This window comes from Paenalcaligenes suwonensis (assembly GCF_011290505.1).
Taxonomy (GTDB): Bacteria; Pseudomonadota; Gammaproteobacteria; order Burkholderiales; family Burkholderiaceae_B; genus Paenalcaligenes; species Paenalcaligenes suwonensis.
Genome location: NZ_JAANPV010000003.1, coordinates 165,930 through 180,872, shown reverse-complemented (window position 1 = coordinate 180,872; position 14,943 = coordinate 165,930). Strand labels below are relative to the sequence as shown.

The following is a 14,943-nucleotide window of genomic DNA, read 5'->3' as shown; positions in this document are numbered from 1 at the left end:
GATGCGGGCACTCTATTCAGTAGTACAGCACGGCGACTCCGCGTTAACCACAGAGCCTGAAGCGGTGGCTTTACCCTCGTTGCAATACGCATTGTATGCAGCGGTGGTGTATCCTCCGCTGTCGCTATTACAACAGCCTCTTACAGCAGGGCAGGGGCATTTCTACAGCGCCATAGATTGGTCGGCGGCTGAGCGTGTACCCGGTGTAGTGAAGTGTGTGGCTCAAAAAAATTTCGTGGCGGTGCTTGCCTCTCAAGAAAGTACAGCCAAGCAAGCTAGGGCGTTAGTGCGGATAGAGTGGGTAGACACTCGTGCTACGACTACGGCCGATGACAGGGCCTCTGGCTATAGCTGGGATGCCTCGGTTGATAACGACTTGGCATGGTCTGTTGCACAGTACGAGCAAGAACAATTGCGTGTATGGGTGAGTACTGCTTTTCCGCATCAATTACGCGATGAACTAGCAGCCTTAACGGCGTTACCGGCTGAACGCATACATCTTTATCAGTGCGTGGAAGCGTTAACAGAAGCCTATGACGAAGCGGTACAAGCGGCACTGTTGGCCCTACAGGTCACACAGCCAGTGGTGGTGCGGGCAGAAACAGGTTTGCAAACCATCAAGTTGGTTTGGCGTGATCAGCAAGACGGTAGTTGGCAGAGTAATGTGGTGCCGGGCTTAGGCTGTTCGGTAGCAGCGAGGTTATTAGGCTGGCATGGTTCACCGGACTATGGTGTGCAGGTGGCAACCGACTACCTAGGCGCGCGCGAATATGCTCAAGCTGAATGGTTGGCTCCTGTGGGCGCGCAGCGTAATTATGCGGCAGCCTTAACGTTTGCTGCTGAATCCGAGTTTGATGAAAGCCTGCGTGCCAGTGGTGCAGACCCCCTGCAAGAGCGCTTATCGAAAATCGATGATGAGCGTGGGCGACGCCTCATACAGCGAGCCGCGGAACAAGCGGGTTGGGTGGATGCAGAAGGTCTGCCTTGTACGCCCCAGAAGCAAAACCACGGTTATGGTTTTGCTTACGTGAAAGCCTATGATTACGAGCAGAAACCGGCGCAAGCCGTGTGGTCAGCGTGGGCGGTAGAGCTGGCTGTGGATACGCAGTCACAGCAGTTAAACCTGCAAAAAGTGACGGTGGCATTTGATAGTGATCAGCATGTGCCACAAGAGGCATCGCAGCAAGTGCAGATTAAACATCGCATCTCGCAGTGGACGCAGCGATTATTGGGGAATGCAACGCCGCCTGCTTCTGGCTCATCTACTGCCACGCCGCGAGAGGCAGCAGAACCCCCTGCTACTGAAATACAGGTGATCAACCAAAGTGCGGTGGTGGGGCAGGCGTTGGCGTGGAGTACAACAGCAGAGTTGCCTGCCGCTGCGGCAATTGCGAATGCCGTTAAAGATGCAACGCAGATTAGGTTGCATCACGCACCGTTAGATTTGTCTCTTGCTTCGCAGCGATGGGCCTTAGACAACAAGGCGGCTGCCAAATCTACGACCTCTAAGAGATGGTTGGGTTGGTTGGCGGGAGCAGCCAGTGCGGCAGCGGGCTTGTTGGTGGTGGCATCGCCGTGGCGACCTGCTATTCCCCCCGTACCTAGAATTGATACGTCTATTTTTTCGGATATAGCCATAGAGCGAGGGCGCTTGGTCGCGTTGGCGGGTGATTGTATGGTGTGCCATACCGCTGATGGACAGCCAACGAATGCAGGTGGTTTGGCCTTGGATACCCCTTTTGGGAAAATCTTTACCACAAACATCACCCCCGACCCTGAAACAGGTATAGGTACATGGTCGTATAAGGCTTTTGAGCGTGCCATGCGCGATGGGATTCACCGCGATGGTTCGCATCTGTACCCGGCGTTTCCGTATACCTCGTATGCCAAACTTAGCGATGAAGACTTGCAGTCGCTGTATGCGTATTTAATGACGCAAGAATCTGTGCACGCTCCCAACAAGCAGCACGAGCTGAGTTTCCCTTTTAACGTTAGGCCGGCGTTAGCGGGGTGGAATGCGTTATTTCATACCGATAGACAGGCGTATCAGTATGACGAGGGGCAAACGGAGTTGTGGAATCGTGGTGCCTATTTGGTTAATAGCAGTGGACATTGCATGGCCTGTCATTCCCCGCGAAATAGCTTAGGTGGCGAGAAAAAAGGTAAATACTTTTTGGCGGGCGGTGAAGTGGATGGTTGGGAGGCCCCTGCCTTGAATGCATTGGCTAATGCCAAGGTGCCATGGACGGAAGACGCTTTGTTTACCTATCTACGTACCGGGCAATCTGTGGAGCACGGTGTGGCGGCTGGGCCGATGGGGCCTATTATTGAGGGTTTGGCTGAGCTTCCCGAATACGATGTAAGGGCTATGTCGCACTACTTGTTGAATTTGACTGGGCGTACCGACACGGCCCCCGCAGCGTCTTTGCCAGCAGTGGCAGCTACGCAGGTCCAGCAGTTGGAGCAGCAAGCGCAAATGCCGCCTACAGATGTGTGGCTAATGCCGGGTAGAAGCATTTACGAGGGGGCGTGTATGGTGTGCCATGATAGCCAGTCTGGGCCTGCGTTGTTTGGGGCTAGGCCATCGCTAGCGGTGAATACCTCGCTGCACAGTGATTCGCCAGATAATGTGATTCAGGTGATTTTGCATGGCATTACTAGACCCTCTGCGCCCGCGTTGGGGAATATGCCAGCGTTTAAGCATAGCTTGAATGATCAGCAGGTCACCGACTTACTGCAGTATCTACGCAGGCAATATGCGCCAGATAAGCAGCCATGGCAAAACATCACTGAAAAAGTACAGCACATTCGTCAGCAACCTGGGCATTTGTAAACAGCTAAAGGCTACGGTGCTGGTAGTGCAAGGTGCGCAACTGCTGCGCATCTTGCTACTATGCTGAGTAGCTAAGCGGGGCGCAACATTATCTACAGGGCATAAGTTAGGTACAAATGACTACGCATTTTTATGAGCCTAGCCAAGGGCATGGGCTAAAGCACGATCCTATGAGCGCTATAGTGGGGCCACGGGTGATTGGTTGGATTGGTACGCAGTCTACCGATGGGGTACTGAATTTAGCACCTTATAGCTTCTGTACGATGTTTAACTACCGGCCACCCATTATTGGTTTTTCCAGCGTGGGCTACAAAGACAGTGCGCGTAATGCAATCAGTACAGGTGTGTTTACGTGGAATCTGGCTACTAGAGCACTGGCCGAGCAAGTGAACCTAAGCAGCATAGAACAGCCCGTGGATGAGTTTGCCTTCACGGGGCTTACGCCATGTATGGGCGATAAAGTGACTGCACCCTATGTGTCAGAAAGTCCGGTGTCGTTAGAGTGTAGAGTGTCGCAGCACTTTGAACTTACTGGTAGCGATGGTAAGGGGGCAGGGGCGTGGATGGTGTTTGGCGAAGTAGTGGGCGTACACATTGCTACTGAGCATATACGCGATGGGGTGTATCACTGTGCTTCGGCGCACCCGGTATTGCGTGGTGGTGGTCCTAAAGACTATTACGAAATCACCGACGACACACTTTTTGGCCTATACCGGCCACGTTAAACGCTAGTCACGAGCTGGGTGTTTACTTAGGTGCTTCGGCCAAGAGTAAGGCGAGTAGACTAGCCGCGCTGGGTGATAGTTCGCTTTGCTTACGCACCCCCACCAGTAGTTCGCGCGAGCGCCACGCATCGCGTAGGGCAATGGTGCGAGTATTGGGTATATGGTAAATCTGCGTACTTTCACGCGGCAAAATCCCAATACCTATGCCTGCGTTAATCAGTAAACACATGGCATCGTAGCCCGATACTTCAGTTTGAATGGATAACGCACGGTTGTGTTCCATCGCAATTTTGCTGATCTGATAATGGATGTGCGTGCCTGCGAACAGCGAAATATGGGCGTAATCCAGTGTTTGGATGAAGTCTATTTCAGTGTACTGGGCTAGCGGGTGCGATTGCGGCACTAGTACGACCAGCTCATCATGCCTAAAGGTGAAGGTTTCGATGCTGGCTTGAAAAGGTAGGCGAGTGAAAATGCCTAGTTCAGTTTTGCCTTCAGACAGTGCATTGATAATATCCAAGCTGTTTTTTTCTTCTAGCTGCAACTGCACTTGCGGAAACTGCTGAGCAAACTGCCCGAGTACAGCAGGTAAAAACTGCGTCACCGCCGAGGTGTTCGCCATGATGTGTACTTGGCCATGCTGGCCTTTGGCGTAAGCGTGTAGGCGGGTTTCTAAATCATAGGCATTATTTAATAATGCACGCGCACGGTATAACAGCTCTACCCCGGCAGGGGTGGGGCTAATACCTTTGTTGGTGCGATAAAGCAGAGGGGTGTCTAGATGATGCTCTAGGTCAGCAAGGCGGCGGCTGACGGCTGCACTAGCGATGTGCTCAAGTTCTGCCGCCTTACTGATGGTCCCTTCCTCTAAAACACGAACGAATAGCTTTAATGTCAGCAAGTCCAGTTTCATGCATGACATCATAGCGTTTTTTCGCCGTATTCAGTGTTGGAAGTTACGGTTTAACGCCAGACAAAATGTGGCCTGCGTTAGGTACGCGAGTTTCTAAGCCCAGCGTTTTCAGCATTTGGTAAACCGTACATACGGCGGCTGACAACACGGGTTTGCCAATCATGTCTTGGGCGCGCTGAATAGCTGCTAGCGATGGCATTTGTACGCAAGCGGACAGCACGACGGCATCTGCGTCTTTGTAATCCAAGCGTTTAACGTGTTCCAGCAGGTTCTCTGGGTTTAGTAGGCCAACTTCCAAGTTATCGGCTACTTCTAGGCTGATGGTATCCAGCACTTCAACCCCTTCGGCGCGGATGTAATCGGCTACGCGCTGCGTTAGAGGTTTCATGTAAGGCGTGATAATGGATACCTTATTGAAGTTGAACTCTTTCAATGTTTCAACCAAGGCGCCAGCGGAACTGAGCACAGGAATATCCACGCCGTTGTCGGTAACGACTTTTTGCAGACGCTCTTGGGATACGCGGTGGTAACCGTCGCCTTGCGCCATGATGGCAACCAAGCATGCGTAGGCCATTACATCCATGCGGGCATCGCTAAGTTCTAGCACGCAGCGGTCGCTAGCAATGTCCATGGCTTTGAGTTCTTCGGGCGTTACTTTCATCATGCGCATACGCGATGAATGGAAGGTAAAGCGCTCATCAGGAAACTCAGCATAGCGCGCTTGCAGCATCGCTGGAATTTCGGTTTCCATGGTGGTGTTAGAACTAGGAACGACTTGTCCGATGCGGTAGGTTTTCATATTGTGCCTCGACTAGATGAATAGTTATGGTTCTATTTTGCGAGGGCGGGGCACCGGGGTAAAGCGCCATTCGGTCAACGTGCTATCGCAAATGGCGATGGTGGAAGTGTGGTCTGGCACGATGGTTGTGAAAAGTTGGGCTGGCTTCTTATTGGTTTCATATAAGGATAAGGAGTGGGTTTTGAGCCTACTCCTTATCGTTGCTGTTTCATTATTGGGTAGTTATTTACTGCGAATTTTGGTGATTTCGGTCATTATCTCTGTCACTGCCTCTGATCCGATTTGAGGAGTGTATTTGTCGGTGATGGTTTGTGTTGCCTCACGCATTCTGTTGATTTCGTCTGGGGAAATGGAGGTAACCTGAGTGCCATTTGCTTGAATGGTAGTGAGTGCTTTGGCTTCCATTTCACGAGAAACTCTACGTTGCTCGTCTTTAGAATCACGTGCAGCATCCATCAAAACCTGGCGCTCAGCGTCTGAAAGTTTGTTCCAAGTTCGCTCACTAAAGAGCAGAATCAGAGGATTGTAAATATGGCGGGTCAGAGCCAAATGTTTTTGTACTTCGTCAAATTTATTGGTTTCAAAAGCGACCACCGGATTATCTTGGCCGTCTACAGCACCAGTTTCCATCGCTGTGTAGAGTTCGGTAAATGCCATTGGAACGGCATTTGTGCCTAGGGCTGAGAAGGAATCCAGTACTAAAGGTGTTTCTAGCACCCGAATTTTTAATCCTTTTAAGTCTTCTAGCTTATTGACAGGGTGTTTGCTGTTGGAGATGTTGCGAAAGCCGTGATCCCAGTAGCCTAGGCCAACTAAGCCCGTTGGCAACGCTTCTAGGTACTTATTGCCTACAGGGCCATCTAAGACAGCATCTGCTTCAGTTGAGTCTTGAAAGAGGAAAGGTAAATCAAAAATACTGTATTTGGCATCTAGACCAACCAGTAAGCCAGGAGGCATGGTAGTAATATCTAATGTGCCTCCTTGGAGTGATGAGACTGTTTGCAAGTCGCCCCCCAAAGTGCCGTTAGGAAATAGTCTAACGGTCATTTTTCCATCGCTTTTTTCTTTAACTAGCTCAGCAAATTTCTGAGCACCATAACCCATGTGACTTTCAATGGGTTGTACAAAAGAAAATCTAAAAGTTCTTTCTTGTATGTCATTAGCTAAGACTTGGGGGGAACAGGCCATCATCACTGGTAGAGCTAAGGATAGCAGTGATTTTTTGATTGAGGATTTCATTGTCAACTCCGAAATTTATTGTAAGTGTGAGATGAAAAGTAAAATGATTAGCCCGTAAACCATTGAGCGGGAACGGTTACTAACCAAGGGAAAATAATCATGAGTAATAAAATGGTTAGCTGAGCCAGAATGAAAGGGAAAACGCCTTTTAACATGTCATCCATACCTATCTTTGCCACACCTCTTACAACTGTTAAAACAGAGCCTACTGGCGGTGTAATCAAGCTGATAGAGCAGGCGACTATAAATAAAACACCAAAATAAATTGGGTCTACTCCTGCTTCTTTCACGACAGGGAGCAATACAGGGGTTAGGATCAGAATGACTGGGATCATGTCCATAGATGTGCCTACCACAATCACTAAACCGATGATGACGGCAGTCAAGAGTAGGGGGTGATCCATGAAGGGCTCAAGTAGGCTGATTAGGCTTCCGGGGATATCGGCAATTGTGATCATCCATGCAGATACTAAAGCCGAGGCAATTAAGAACATGACGATGGCACTTGTTTTAATCGTGCTGTTTAGTACCTCATAAAGATCATGTAATGACATCTCCTTGTAAACGCAGATGGATACGAACAAGGAGTACACCACAGCAACTACAGCGGCTTCAGTGGGTGTGAAAACACCGAAACGTAGTCCTACGATGATAATTACAGGCAACATCATTGCCCATATACCATCGGCTAATGCCGAACGTAGCTCGGCACGTGAGCGTTTTGGCGGCATTATCATGCTTGAGTTACGGATTTTCAGCCACCATGCGAATGCTAGGCCAAGGCCAATGAGGATGCCTGGTACGATGCCTGCTAGAAAAAGTTTGGTAATGGAAAGCCCACCAGCGACTCCGAATACGATAAAGCCAATAGAGGGAGGGATGATGGGAGCAATGCAGCCTGAGGCTGCAATGAGCCCAGCAGAGGTGCTTTTGTCGTAGCCAGCTTTTACCATCATGGGTAACAACAAGGCTGAGAGGGCTGCTGCATCAGCTACAGCAGAGCCTGATAGGGCGGCAATTAAGCATCCAGCCAAAATAGCTACATAGCCTAAGCCTCCTTTGATGTGGCCTAAAAGCGCCATAGCAATATTAACGATTCTTCTTGATAACCCTCCGGTGTTCATGATTTCACCGGCGAGCAAGAAAAAGGGAACAGCCATTAGGGCAAAGCTGTTGGCTCCATTAATGAGGTTTTGAGCAATGATTTGTGCATCAAAAAGATCCAAATGCGCCATTAGCGCTATGCCGGATAGAAGTAGAGCGTAGGCAATGGGAATGCCTATCGCCATTGATGCTAGTAATGAGCTTAGGAAGATTGTAATAACCATGAGACTTCCTATGCTGGAGTGGAAGGAGGGAGGGGGTTCTGCTCAGGAGGAAGGGTTCCAACCGCAAGGCTGACCTCACGGTCATCCATTTTTCCTGTAAGCGAGCGAATCAGACTACAGAGTAATAAGCCTCCAGTGGTAACGCTAAATAGCACGCCAACGCCATAGACTGCTGCCATTGAAAGGCCGATAACGGGGGTTAGTGTGGCCAGATTTATGCTGGCTTGTTCCCAACTACCGATGAGTAATAACCAAGTGACATAAAGCATTAGAAGTTGAGAAAGTACTAAACAGGTTCGACGTTGTTTAGGGTTAAGGCGTGACACCACAGAATCAATCCCTAAGTGAAGGTGTTCACGTAATGCTATGGCAGCCCCAAGAAAGGTGATGTAAATAAACAAAAGGCGTGAAGCTTCTTCCGAGAAGGTGATGCCAGAGTTGAATAGGTAGCGAAGAACTACGTTGCCAAATACAAGGATGACCATCAAAACCAAACAGGTGATGGCGGTAATTTTTAAGAGAGAAAACCAGAGGTCGCTCAGTCTTTTCATCGTGTCTCCTTTTTCTTAACCCCTCTGAATTTATAACTATTGTTGAGGGGTTTTTACCAGCTGGTGTGGCGAGATGTTTGCGAGGGGAATAAGAGCCCGATCTTAGCGCTCTGATCGGGCTCTTTTCGTTACTCAAACATTTCTGGCTGTGTTGCAGCAACGTGTTCGTATAGTGCTTGGAAGTGCAGCCAACCTATGTATTCGCTGCCAACATGCTCACGGCTATAGCGTGCTTTTTCTGGGGGGACAAGAAGAGGGGGTTGGCCAGTAGCTTCTATTGCAAGCTGCTGTTTGCAGCAGCGCTCTAAAGCAATAAACCAGAAAGCTGCTGAGTCAATGCTGTGACGACTGGCAGTTAATAAACCGTGGTTTTGATGAATAGCTGCTTTGACGTCTTTGAAATAATCTGCAACGGACCAGCCTGCTTTTTCCTCAACCGCGACTTGACCTGCCTCATTACGGATTACTACATGGTCCTCAAAGAAAGCGGCAGCATCTTGGCTAATGGGGGCTAGGGGTTTACCTAATGATGCAAAGGCCGTGCCGTATTCGGTATGGGCATGACACATAGCCACAATATCAGGGTGTCGTTCATGTACGGCAGAGTGCAGGACGAAACCGGCACGGTTAAGAGCATAATCTCCCTCAATTACTTTACCGCTATGGTCGGCAAGAATGAGGTTGGATATGCGTACTTGTGAAAAATGTACACACATTGGATTGGTCCAATATAGCTCTGGATGCTCAGGGTCACGTACAGTAAGGTGTCCAGCAAAACCATAGTCAAAGCCATGTAATGCAAATGTTCTACAGGCAGCAACAAGGCGTTCCTTACGGTATTGACGCTCTTCTGCGAAAGAAGAGAAGGTGGGGACCTCAGGGTAAATCAAACCTGATTGTGTAGGTTGATATATGGACTCACGTCCATTCAGATCAATATGGGAAGTAGAGGTATTCATGCGGGCTCCTATTTTTGATGTATCAATAATTGATGTTTCAATAATAGGAGTGTGGCTGAGGAGGGAACAATAGACCCCTCGGGATAAGACTTATTACAAGGGGTAATAAATTAGAGGGGGCTATATTTACTCCCAGGGTGGGGTGCCAAAGATGCCCCTAAAATACTCTACAAAAACTCGAATACGGGGAACGAGACGTCGCTCAGGCAGAAAGACGGCGTGGATTGCTGTTTCATCACGAGCTAAATAATCCGTTAGTAGAGGGATTAAAAGCCCTGAGCGTATAGCGGGTAGTGCCAAGTGTTCAGCACAACGCATGATACCTACTCCAGCTAAGCACATTTGAAAAATGGCCATTCCGCTGATACTACTGAAGTTGCCATTGACTAGGAACTCTTCACGCTTGCTATTGATCATGAATGGCCAGCGATTCAAATGGCTTTGTGGGCCGTGCCAGGCTAAACATCGGTGGTGTTTGAGCCCATGAGGGGTGATAGGCTGGCCAAATTGTTCTATGTAGCGTGGAGAGGCGATGACAATGCGTTGTAAGTTACAGAGTTTTCGGCTGGTTAGCGAAGAGTCGCGCAGAGTTCCCATTCGGATAGCTACATCAATATCGTCTTCTATTAGGTTGGATAATGAATCAGAGAGTGAGAGCTGTAGTTTGATACGAGGATAGCGCTCTAAAAACTCAGGCAAATTCGGGACCAACTGATCTGTGCCAAATGCTAATGGTGCGCTAATGCGTAAGACGCCACTGGGTTCTGTGGTGGTGAACTGTGACTCTGCAGAATCAAGGTCATTTAGTATCGTATTGCATGAGTTCAGGAAGTGTTCACCTTCAGCTGTGAGGCGTTGAGTACGTGTGGAGCGGCGCAGTAGCAATACTCCTAAACGTTTTTCTAAGGCTGAAATTTTTTGACTGATAAATGATTGGCTAACGCCCAGAATATTGGCAGCAGCTGTAAAGCCTCCCGTTTCTGCTACTGTTTTAAATACACGTATTTCGATTAGCCTATTGTCTTTCATAGCATTAACGCAATGTCTCGTATTTGTTGTGGGAGTTATTTTGAGTATTCGTTGAATGCTATCACGAGAGCTAGGAGGAGGCTTTGGGTAAGATGGTGCGGTTTACCTAGTGTAAATGCGTAGTTGAGGGCTAAAGCATTCCTCCGTATACTCTGTTTAGTCACACTAAACAACAAAGCGCAAAAGCGCGACAGGACGGACGAGACATGCAGAACCCTCACACAGCCTCTGTGCAGTCAGAGGTGTCGCCCTGGCGGGCGGCCAGTGCCGCAGGCTTGGGCACGATGATTGAATACTACGATTTCCAACTTTACGGTGTATTGGCGGTGATGCTAAGCATGCTGTTTTTTGTGGGAGAGAATGAAAATGCCGCCTTGTTGTCTACCTTAGCTATTTTTGGTGGTGCTTTTTTGGCTAGGCCCTTAGGTGGCATTTTCTTTGGCTGGTTTGGAGACAGGCATGGACGTACCGCTGCCTTAATGGTCACGATCATCGGTATAGGTATAGCCAGTGCATTGATGGGAATGTTGCCTACGTATGCCACCTTAGGGTTAATGGCTCCTGCCTTGTTGCTATTGTGTAGATTGCTACAGGGCTTTTTTGCGGGTGGTGAGATTACCGGTGCAGCGACCTATGTGGCCGAATGCTCTCCAGCAAATAAGCGCGGTTTTTTTGGTGCGTTTAACCCCGCCGCTGCTACCTTGGGCTTGTCGTTAGCAACGGGTGTGGCGGGCTTGGTGAGCACTGTTTTTGGTAAAGAAGCGATGCAAGAGTGGGCGTGGCGCATTCCTTTTTTGCTCTCTATACCGTTAATTTTGCTATGCGTATGGGCGCGTTCCCGTATCGAGGACTCTCCACGATTTCAAGAGCTGCTTAAAGCGCATAAACCGGAGCACTCGCCCATATCGGTGATTTTTCGTGAGCATAGTCGCCCCTTGCTGCAGGTGATTGCCATTGGTTTTGCGCAAAATGCGGCTGGCTATGTGGGGGTGGTGTACTTAAGTACGCACCTGACGCGTACCTTGAAATATGACGCTTCGGCCGTGTTTTGGCTGGTGTCGGTAGTGACATTGATTTCCGCTTTTTTAATGCCGTTTGCGGGCGGATTGTCGGACCGTTTTGGGCGTAAACCGCTATTAACCATAGGCTTGCTGGGCTATATGCTGTTGGTGCCATTAACTATGTGGGTGGCATCGTGGGGTAGCTTTGTGATGGCGGCTATGGCTGTGGCGATTTCTATTATTCCCTTCATTATTGTGCAGTCAGTGGGCTATCCGCTGTATGCCGAGTTGTTCACTACGCGAGTGCGCTACAGCGGGGTATCGCTGGGGTTCAATATCGCCACTATTTTGGGTGGTGCGACAGCTCCTTTTATTGCGTCATGGTTAAGCACGCAAACAGGTTCTAGTATGGCGCCAGCTTTCTATGTGATGGCAGCTGCACTGGTGGGCATTATCGCGCTGCGAAGCGTGCAAGAAACATCCGGCCGCGCATTGGCTGATTGATTATTAAGGAAGTGCAACGATGTCAGGTTATTTTCTCTATCACTCCATTGGCATGTTTGAGGGCAAGCATGCTGCCATGCAAGCGCAGTTGGATGAATTCACTAAAAGCTGGTCGGCGCTGGATGATGGGCAGTGGGGCTATGCATTAGGTCAAAAACAAGCCTTTATTAATGGCTGGGCAGAGCTAATTGGTGCGCGTCCGCAAGATATAGCCTTGAGTGAAAACGTGACCGGTGGGCTGTACAGTATTTTGGGTTCCTTGCCCGATCAGGTGCTAAAAGGGCGTACGTTGTTAGTGGCGGGTGATTGCTTTCCTAGCTTGCATTTTCTGCTGCAAAAGCTGTCACAGCGCTTAGGTTTTAGTTTGCGTACTGTGCCTTTAAGCCAAGGGTGTGCTTACGTGACTGATGATGATTTCATCAAGGCATGGGATGACTCGGTAGGCCTGGCGCTAGTAACGTGGGTAAGCTCTACTACCTCGCACCGCGTGGATGTAGACCGCATGGCGCAGTGCGCGCGTGACCATGGCAGCTTAATGGCGTTGGATCTTACGCAAGCAGCAGGCTTAGTACCGTTCACAGTGCACGATGATGTGGCTTTTACCTTATCGGCTTCCTTGAAATGGGTGTGCGGCGTGGCGGGGGCGAGTTTGCTGCACGTGCGACCTGATTTAATAGAGCAGTGCGAACCCGAGTTCCGTGGGTGGTTTAGCCAAGGCAATCCCTTTAATTGGAATTTGGATCAGTTTAGCTATGCCCCTGATGCGCGTCGTTTTGATCATGGTACGCCGTCAGTATTGGCTAGCATTGCGTCGTTGCCTGGCCTGCAGTTTGTGTTAAATGCGGGCGTGCATAGCTTATGGGAACAAAATCAAGCGCTAACCCGTATTATCTTTGAGCGAGCGAAGCAACAAGGATGGCAGGTGCTCACGCCACTTTCAGCGGCAGAGCGGGGCGGTAGTGTCATGCTTAAAGCTAGTAGTGCGGCGCGTGCTAAAGCCTTGGTGGATGCGCTGCGTGAGCAAGAACTGTATTGTGATCACCGTGATGCCGTGCTGCGTTTATCGCCAGGTAATGTGTGTCTTGAACAAGATGTGCTGCGCTTGTGCGATACCTTACAGGCGGGCTGGTAATGCAGGGATCAATAATGGAAAAAACATGGGCACACCAAGCCAGTCGCCGTATAGAAAAACCAGCCTCTGAAGTAATGGCTTTTATGGCTGACTTGCAGTTATTAGGTCAGTGGTCGTTAGGGTGCTTTGATACTAAACCGGTAGCGGATGGCGTAGTGGTGGGCACGTCTCTCTTTGATGGCGGGCAAACCCACGTCAGCGTGGAGGTGCTGCCAGAGCAGGGCTTACTACGTTATTGGGTGGGTGGTGCAGAAAAGCGCAGCCCACGTATCAGTGCATGGGTGCAAGCCGTAGCTGAGCAGTCGTGTGTGCTGGTGATGATGGCTACGCGTAGCGACGACATGAGTGAAGAGCGCTGGCAGCGGTTACAGCGTTGTCATGAAACCGAGTTGGATATGATCCAGGCGCAACTGCATAGCGGTTGGCGTCGCTAAGCTGCTTTAGTAGCTAGGGGGTGTGATAGCCACAATAAACCGCACATCCGCATCATAGGGGTTGCGGTAGGCATGGGGTAGGCTGGAGTCAAAATAACAGCTATCCCCCAACTCTAGCGAATGGGTTTGCGTATCCACATCCACCAATAAACGGCCTTGCGTCACTACCACGCATTCCTCGGCAGGGTGGCTCCAGCGTTCGCCAACCGAAGCTCCACCTGGTGGCAGAAAGCCCTCTAGCATTTCAATTTTTCCTAGCCCCGGTGATATGCGGCTGTACTGCACGCCAGAGGCGGATTGCAGTCGCATACGCTCACTTTCTCGCACCACAGACACTTGCTGCAGGCTATCGCCTAGCAACGAGAAAATAGGTGTGTCTAAGGCCTTAGCGATTTGACGTAACGTATCTAAGCTAGGTTGCGTCAGCCCGCGCTCCACTTGGCTAATCAAACCGGGAGAGACCTGAGCTAATTCAGCGAGCTTGCGTAGCGAGAGTTTTTTGTGCTCCCGCAGTTCGCGTATGCGTAGAGTAGTCATGAGGGGTCGTTGCTTGTTGTCGTGTTATTTGAAATTATTAAACGCCGCACTATTAGGAGTTTACAACGAAGCTGGGGGCGTAATACTTACTCGCACACTAACAGTGCGATAGATGCAGCCATGCTAGGTAGTACACAGCAGGCAGCAACTACCAAAATCTTATCCATTTTTGAGCGTAGCGATGGCTTATTGGATGAAGACCGCTTACTGGTGGATTTGGCGATTTGGTATAGCAGTAGATACGAGGCCATTGTAATGAGGCCGGTAGTCCACCCAAGTTGTGTTCTAGGTGTGAAGTTGCCGGGTATGCCTAGCACCCAAGGAATAACCAGCAAGCCGCAAAGCAGCGCTACAAGATAGGGGATAAACGTCAACACGATTTTTGGCATGGTGCATTTTTAGTATGTGGGCGTGGTGAGAGTATAGGTGGCTTGGAGGCTAATCAGGCAGCGTTTCAGTGTGCCACATAGTGCCAGGTTTGGCAGCGCTAGGGTCTACTTTCTGGATAGCACTCAGCGGGGAAACGGTGGCGTCGGAGTGCAAGTGTTCCTGATAGATGCACAAGCACTCTAGGAACTGGGCCAAGCTAGAGTTAATCAAAATGCGTTGGTTGTTATTGTCGTGATTGAAGTAGATGACTTCCTTGGTGGTGGTATCAATGCCTAGTAAATCCCCATAGGAAGTTTGCCCTAGCGGAAAGAATTGTGCGGGTATATCACCAAACTCTCGCAGGCTGTTTATGTCTTCAGCCGCATAACAAGAAAAATTCAGAAAAGGTGGAGCGCTTTCTGGTAGGCCTTCTTCTAACAAAAGTTGTGTGGTCTCGGCATCAAGCTCTGTTAATGCCTCGCGTTCGAACGTAATGAAAGCATCAAGCTGTAGGTCTAGCTCTGGCGGTGTTTGCGGCAGTCCCGCGCAAAACCGTTGTTTGAATGACGGGCTCATGTGGTGATCTTTCT

Annotated in this window: 15 protein-coding genes; 6 read left to right on the top strand and 9 right to left on the bottom strand. The window is 49.7% G+C overall.

Going from position 1 to position 14,943, the window contains the following annotated elements:
- The first annotated feature begins 1 nt into the window (after position 1).
- Together GY634_RS06085 and GY634_RS06080 are read left to right on the top strand one after the other, a co-directional pair.
- The gene (locus GY634_RS06085; protein ID WP_166407655.1) at positions 2 to 2,833 is read left to right on the top strand and encodes a cytochrome c; all 2,832 of its coding nucleotides are present in this window, start codon (positions 2 to 4) and stop codon (positions 2,831 to 2,833) included.
- Positions 2,834 to 2,949: 116 nt separating this feature from the next.
- Positions 2,950 to 3,558, top strand: a complete 609-nt coding sequence (locus GY634_RS06080) for a flavin reductase family protein (RefSeq protein ID WP_166407654.1) — start codon at positions 2,950 to 2,952, stop codon at positions 3,556 to 3,558.
- Between the two features lie 22 nt (positions 3,559 to 3,580).
- Here the strand turns inward: GY634_RS06080 and GY634_RS06075 are convergent, their stop codons facing one another.
- The 7 genes from GY634_RS06075 to GY634_RS06045 form a co-directional block, all read right to left on the bottom strand.
- Entirely contained in the window at positions 3,581 to 4,471 is an 891-nt protein-coding gene (locus tag GY634_RS06075) for a LysR substrate-binding domain-containing protein (RefSeq protein ID WP_166407653.1), read from the bottom strand.
- 43 nt (positions 4,472 to 4,514) lie between these two features.
- A complete protein-coding gene (locus tag GY634_RS06070) occupies positions 4,515 to 5,270 on the bottom strand; it encodes a maleate cis-trans isomerase family protein (RefSeq protein ID WP_166407652.1) in 756 nt (251 codons plus the stop codon).
- Between the two features lie 222 nt (positions 5,271 to 5,492).
- Entirely contained in the window at positions 5,493 to 6,509 is a 1,017-nt protein-coding gene (locus GY634_RS06065) for a TRAP transporter substrate-binding protein (RefSeq protein WP_166407651.1), read from the bottom strand.
- A 47-nt stretch (positions 6,510 to 6,556) separates the two neighbouring features.
- Positions 6,557 to 7,837 (bottom strand): TRAP transporter large permease subunit, encoded by a 1,281-nt coding sequence (locus GY634_RS06060; RefSeq protein ID WP_166407650.1) that lies wholly within the window; start codon positions 7,835 to 7,837, stop codon positions 6,557 to 6,559.
- Positions 7,838 to 7,845: 8 nt separating this feature from the next.
- A complete protein-coding gene (locus GY634_RS06055) occupies positions 7,846 to 8,388 on the bottom strand; it encodes a TRAP transporter small permease (RefSeq protein WP_166407649.1) in 543 nt (180 codons plus the stop codon).
- 128 nt (positions 8,389 to 8,516) lie between these two features.
- Positions 8,517 to 9,347, bottom strand: coding sequence for a class II aldolase/adducin family protein (locus GY634_RS06050; protein WP_166407648.1), 831 nt, complete (start codon positions 9,345 to 9,347; stop codon positions 8,517 to 8,519).
- A gap of 126 nt (positions 9,348 to 9,473) precedes the next feature.
- Positions 9,474 to 10,376: a LysR family transcriptional regulator gene (locus GY634_RS06045; protein WP_166407647.1), complete on the bottom strand. Its 903-nt coding sequence runs from the start codon at positions 10,374 to 10,376 to the stop codon at positions 9,474 to 9,476.
- Between the two features lie 206 nt (positions 10,377 to 10,582).
- Between GY634_RS06045 and GY634_RS06040 the strand changes: the two genes are divergently transcribed.
- From GY634_RS06040 to GY634_RS06030, 3 genes are read left to right on the top strand one after another with little or no spacing between them, the layout of a single operon-like run.
- Complete coding sequence (locus GY634_RS06040) at positions 10,583 to 11,881, top strand: MFS transporter (RefSeq protein ID WP_166407646.1); 1,299 nt, start codon at positions 10,583 to 10,585, stop codon at positions 11,879 to 11,881.
- A gap of 19 nt (positions 11,882 to 11,900) precedes the next feature.
- Positions 11,901 to 13,013 (top strand): aminotransferase class V-fold PLP-dependent enzyme, encoded by a 1,113-nt coding sequence (locus GY634_RS06035; RefSeq protein ID WP_166407645.1) that lies wholly within the window; start codon positions 11,901 to 11,903, stop codon positions 13,011 to 13,013.
- 14 nt (positions 13,014 to 13,027) lie between these two features.
- Positions 13,028 to 13,447: a hypothetical protein gene (locus GY634_RS06030; RefSeq protein ID WP_242683621.1), complete on the top strand. Its 420-nt coding sequence runs from the start codon at positions 13,028 to 13,030 to the stop codon at positions 13,445 to 13,447.
- A gap of 6 nt (positions 13,448 to 13,453) precedes the next feature.
- Here the strand turns inward: GY634_RS06030 and GY634_RS06025 are convergent, their stop codons facing one another.
- On the bottom strand, positions 13,454 to 13,984 hold the full coding sequence (locus tag GY634_RS06025) for a helix-turn-helix domain-containing protein (RefSeq protein ID WP_166407644.1): 531 nt from the start codon (positions 13,982 to 13,984) through the stop codon (positions 13,454 to 13,456).
- Between the two features lie 120 nt (positions 13,985 to 14,104).
- On the opposite strand from GY634_RS06025, the gene GY634_RS06020 reads away from it, so the two are divergent.
- The gene (locus GY634_RS06020) at positions 14,105 to 14,344 is read left to right on the top strand and encodes a hypothetical protein (RefSeq protein WP_166407643.1); all 240 of its coding nucleotides are present in this window, start codon (positions 14,105 to 14,107) and stop codon (positions 14,342 to 14,344) included.
- A 78-nt stretch (positions 14,345 to 14,422) separates the two neighbouring features.
- Here the strand turns inward: GY634_RS06020 and GY634_RS06015 are convergent, their stop codons facing one another.
- A complete protein-coding gene (locus GY634_RS06015; protein ID WP_166407642.1) occupies positions 14,423 to 14,929 on the bottom strand; it encodes an SUKH-4 family immunity protein in 507 nt (168 codons plus the stop codon).
- Positions 14,930 to 14,943 lie beyond the last annotated feature (14 nt).

Excerpts from the sequence above, each read along its gene's own strand:
- GY634_RS06085 (WP_166407655.1), top strand. The coding sequence starts at position 2 with ATGCGGGCACTCTATTCAGTAGTACAGCACGGCGACTCCGCGTTAACC.
- GY634_RS06080 (WP_166407654.1), top strand. The coding sequence starts at position 2,950 with ATGACTACGCATTTTTATGAGCCTAGCCAAGGGCATGGGCTAAAGCAC.
- GY634_RS06075 (WP_166407653.1), bottom strand. The coding sequence starts at position 4,471 with ATGAAACTGGACTTGCTGACATTAAAGCTATTCGTTCGTGTTTTAGAG.
- GY634_RS06070 (WP_166407652.1), bottom strand. The coding sequence starts at position 5,270 with ATGAAAACCTACCGCATCGGACAAGTCGTTCCTAGTTCTAACACCACC.
- GY634_RS06065 (WP_166407651.1), bottom strand. The coding sequence starts at position 6,509 with ATGAAATCCTCAATCAAAAAATCACTGCTATCCTTAGCTCTACCAGTG.
- GY634_RS06060 (WP_166407650.1), bottom strand. The coding sequence starts at position 7,837 with ATGGTTATTACAATCTTCCTAAGCTCATTACTAGCATCAATGGCGATA.
- GY634_RS06055 (WP_166407649.1), bottom strand. The coding sequence starts at position 8,388 with ATGAAAAGACTGAGCGACCTCTGGTTTTCTCTCTTAAAAATTACCGCC.
- GY634_RS06050 (WP_166407648.1), bottom strand. The coding sequence starts at position 9,347 with ATGAATACCTCTACTTCCCATATTGATCTGAATGGACGTGAGTCCATA.
- GY634_RS06045 (WP_166407647.1), bottom strand. The coding sequence starts at position 10,376 with ATGAAAGACAATAGGCTAATCGAAATACGTGTATTTAAAACAGTAGCA.
- GY634_RS06040 (WP_166407646.1), top strand. The coding sequence starts at position 10,583 with ATGCAGAACCCTCACACAGCCTCTGTGCAGTCAGAGGTGTCGCCCTGG.
- GY634_RS06035 (WP_166407645.1), top strand. The coding sequence starts at position 11,901 with ATGTCAGGTTATTTTCTCTATCACTCCATTGGCATGTTTGAGGGCAAG.
- GY634_RS06030 (WP_242683621.1), top strand. The coding sequence starts at position 13,028 with ATGGAAAAAACATGGGCACACCAAGCCAGTCGCCGTATAGAAAAACCA.
- GY634_RS06025 (WP_166407644.1), bottom strand. The coding sequence starts at position 13,984 with ATGACTACTCTACGCATACGCGAACTGCGGGAGCACAAAAAACTCTCG.
- GY634_RS06020 (WP_166407643.1), top strand. The coding sequence starts at position 14,105 with ATGCTAGGTAGTACACAGCAGGCAGCAACTACCAAAATCTTATCCATT.
- GY634_RS06015 (WP_166407642.1), bottom strand. The coding sequence starts at position 14,929 with ATGAGCCCGTCATTCAAACAACGGTTTTGCGCGGGACTGCCGCAAACA.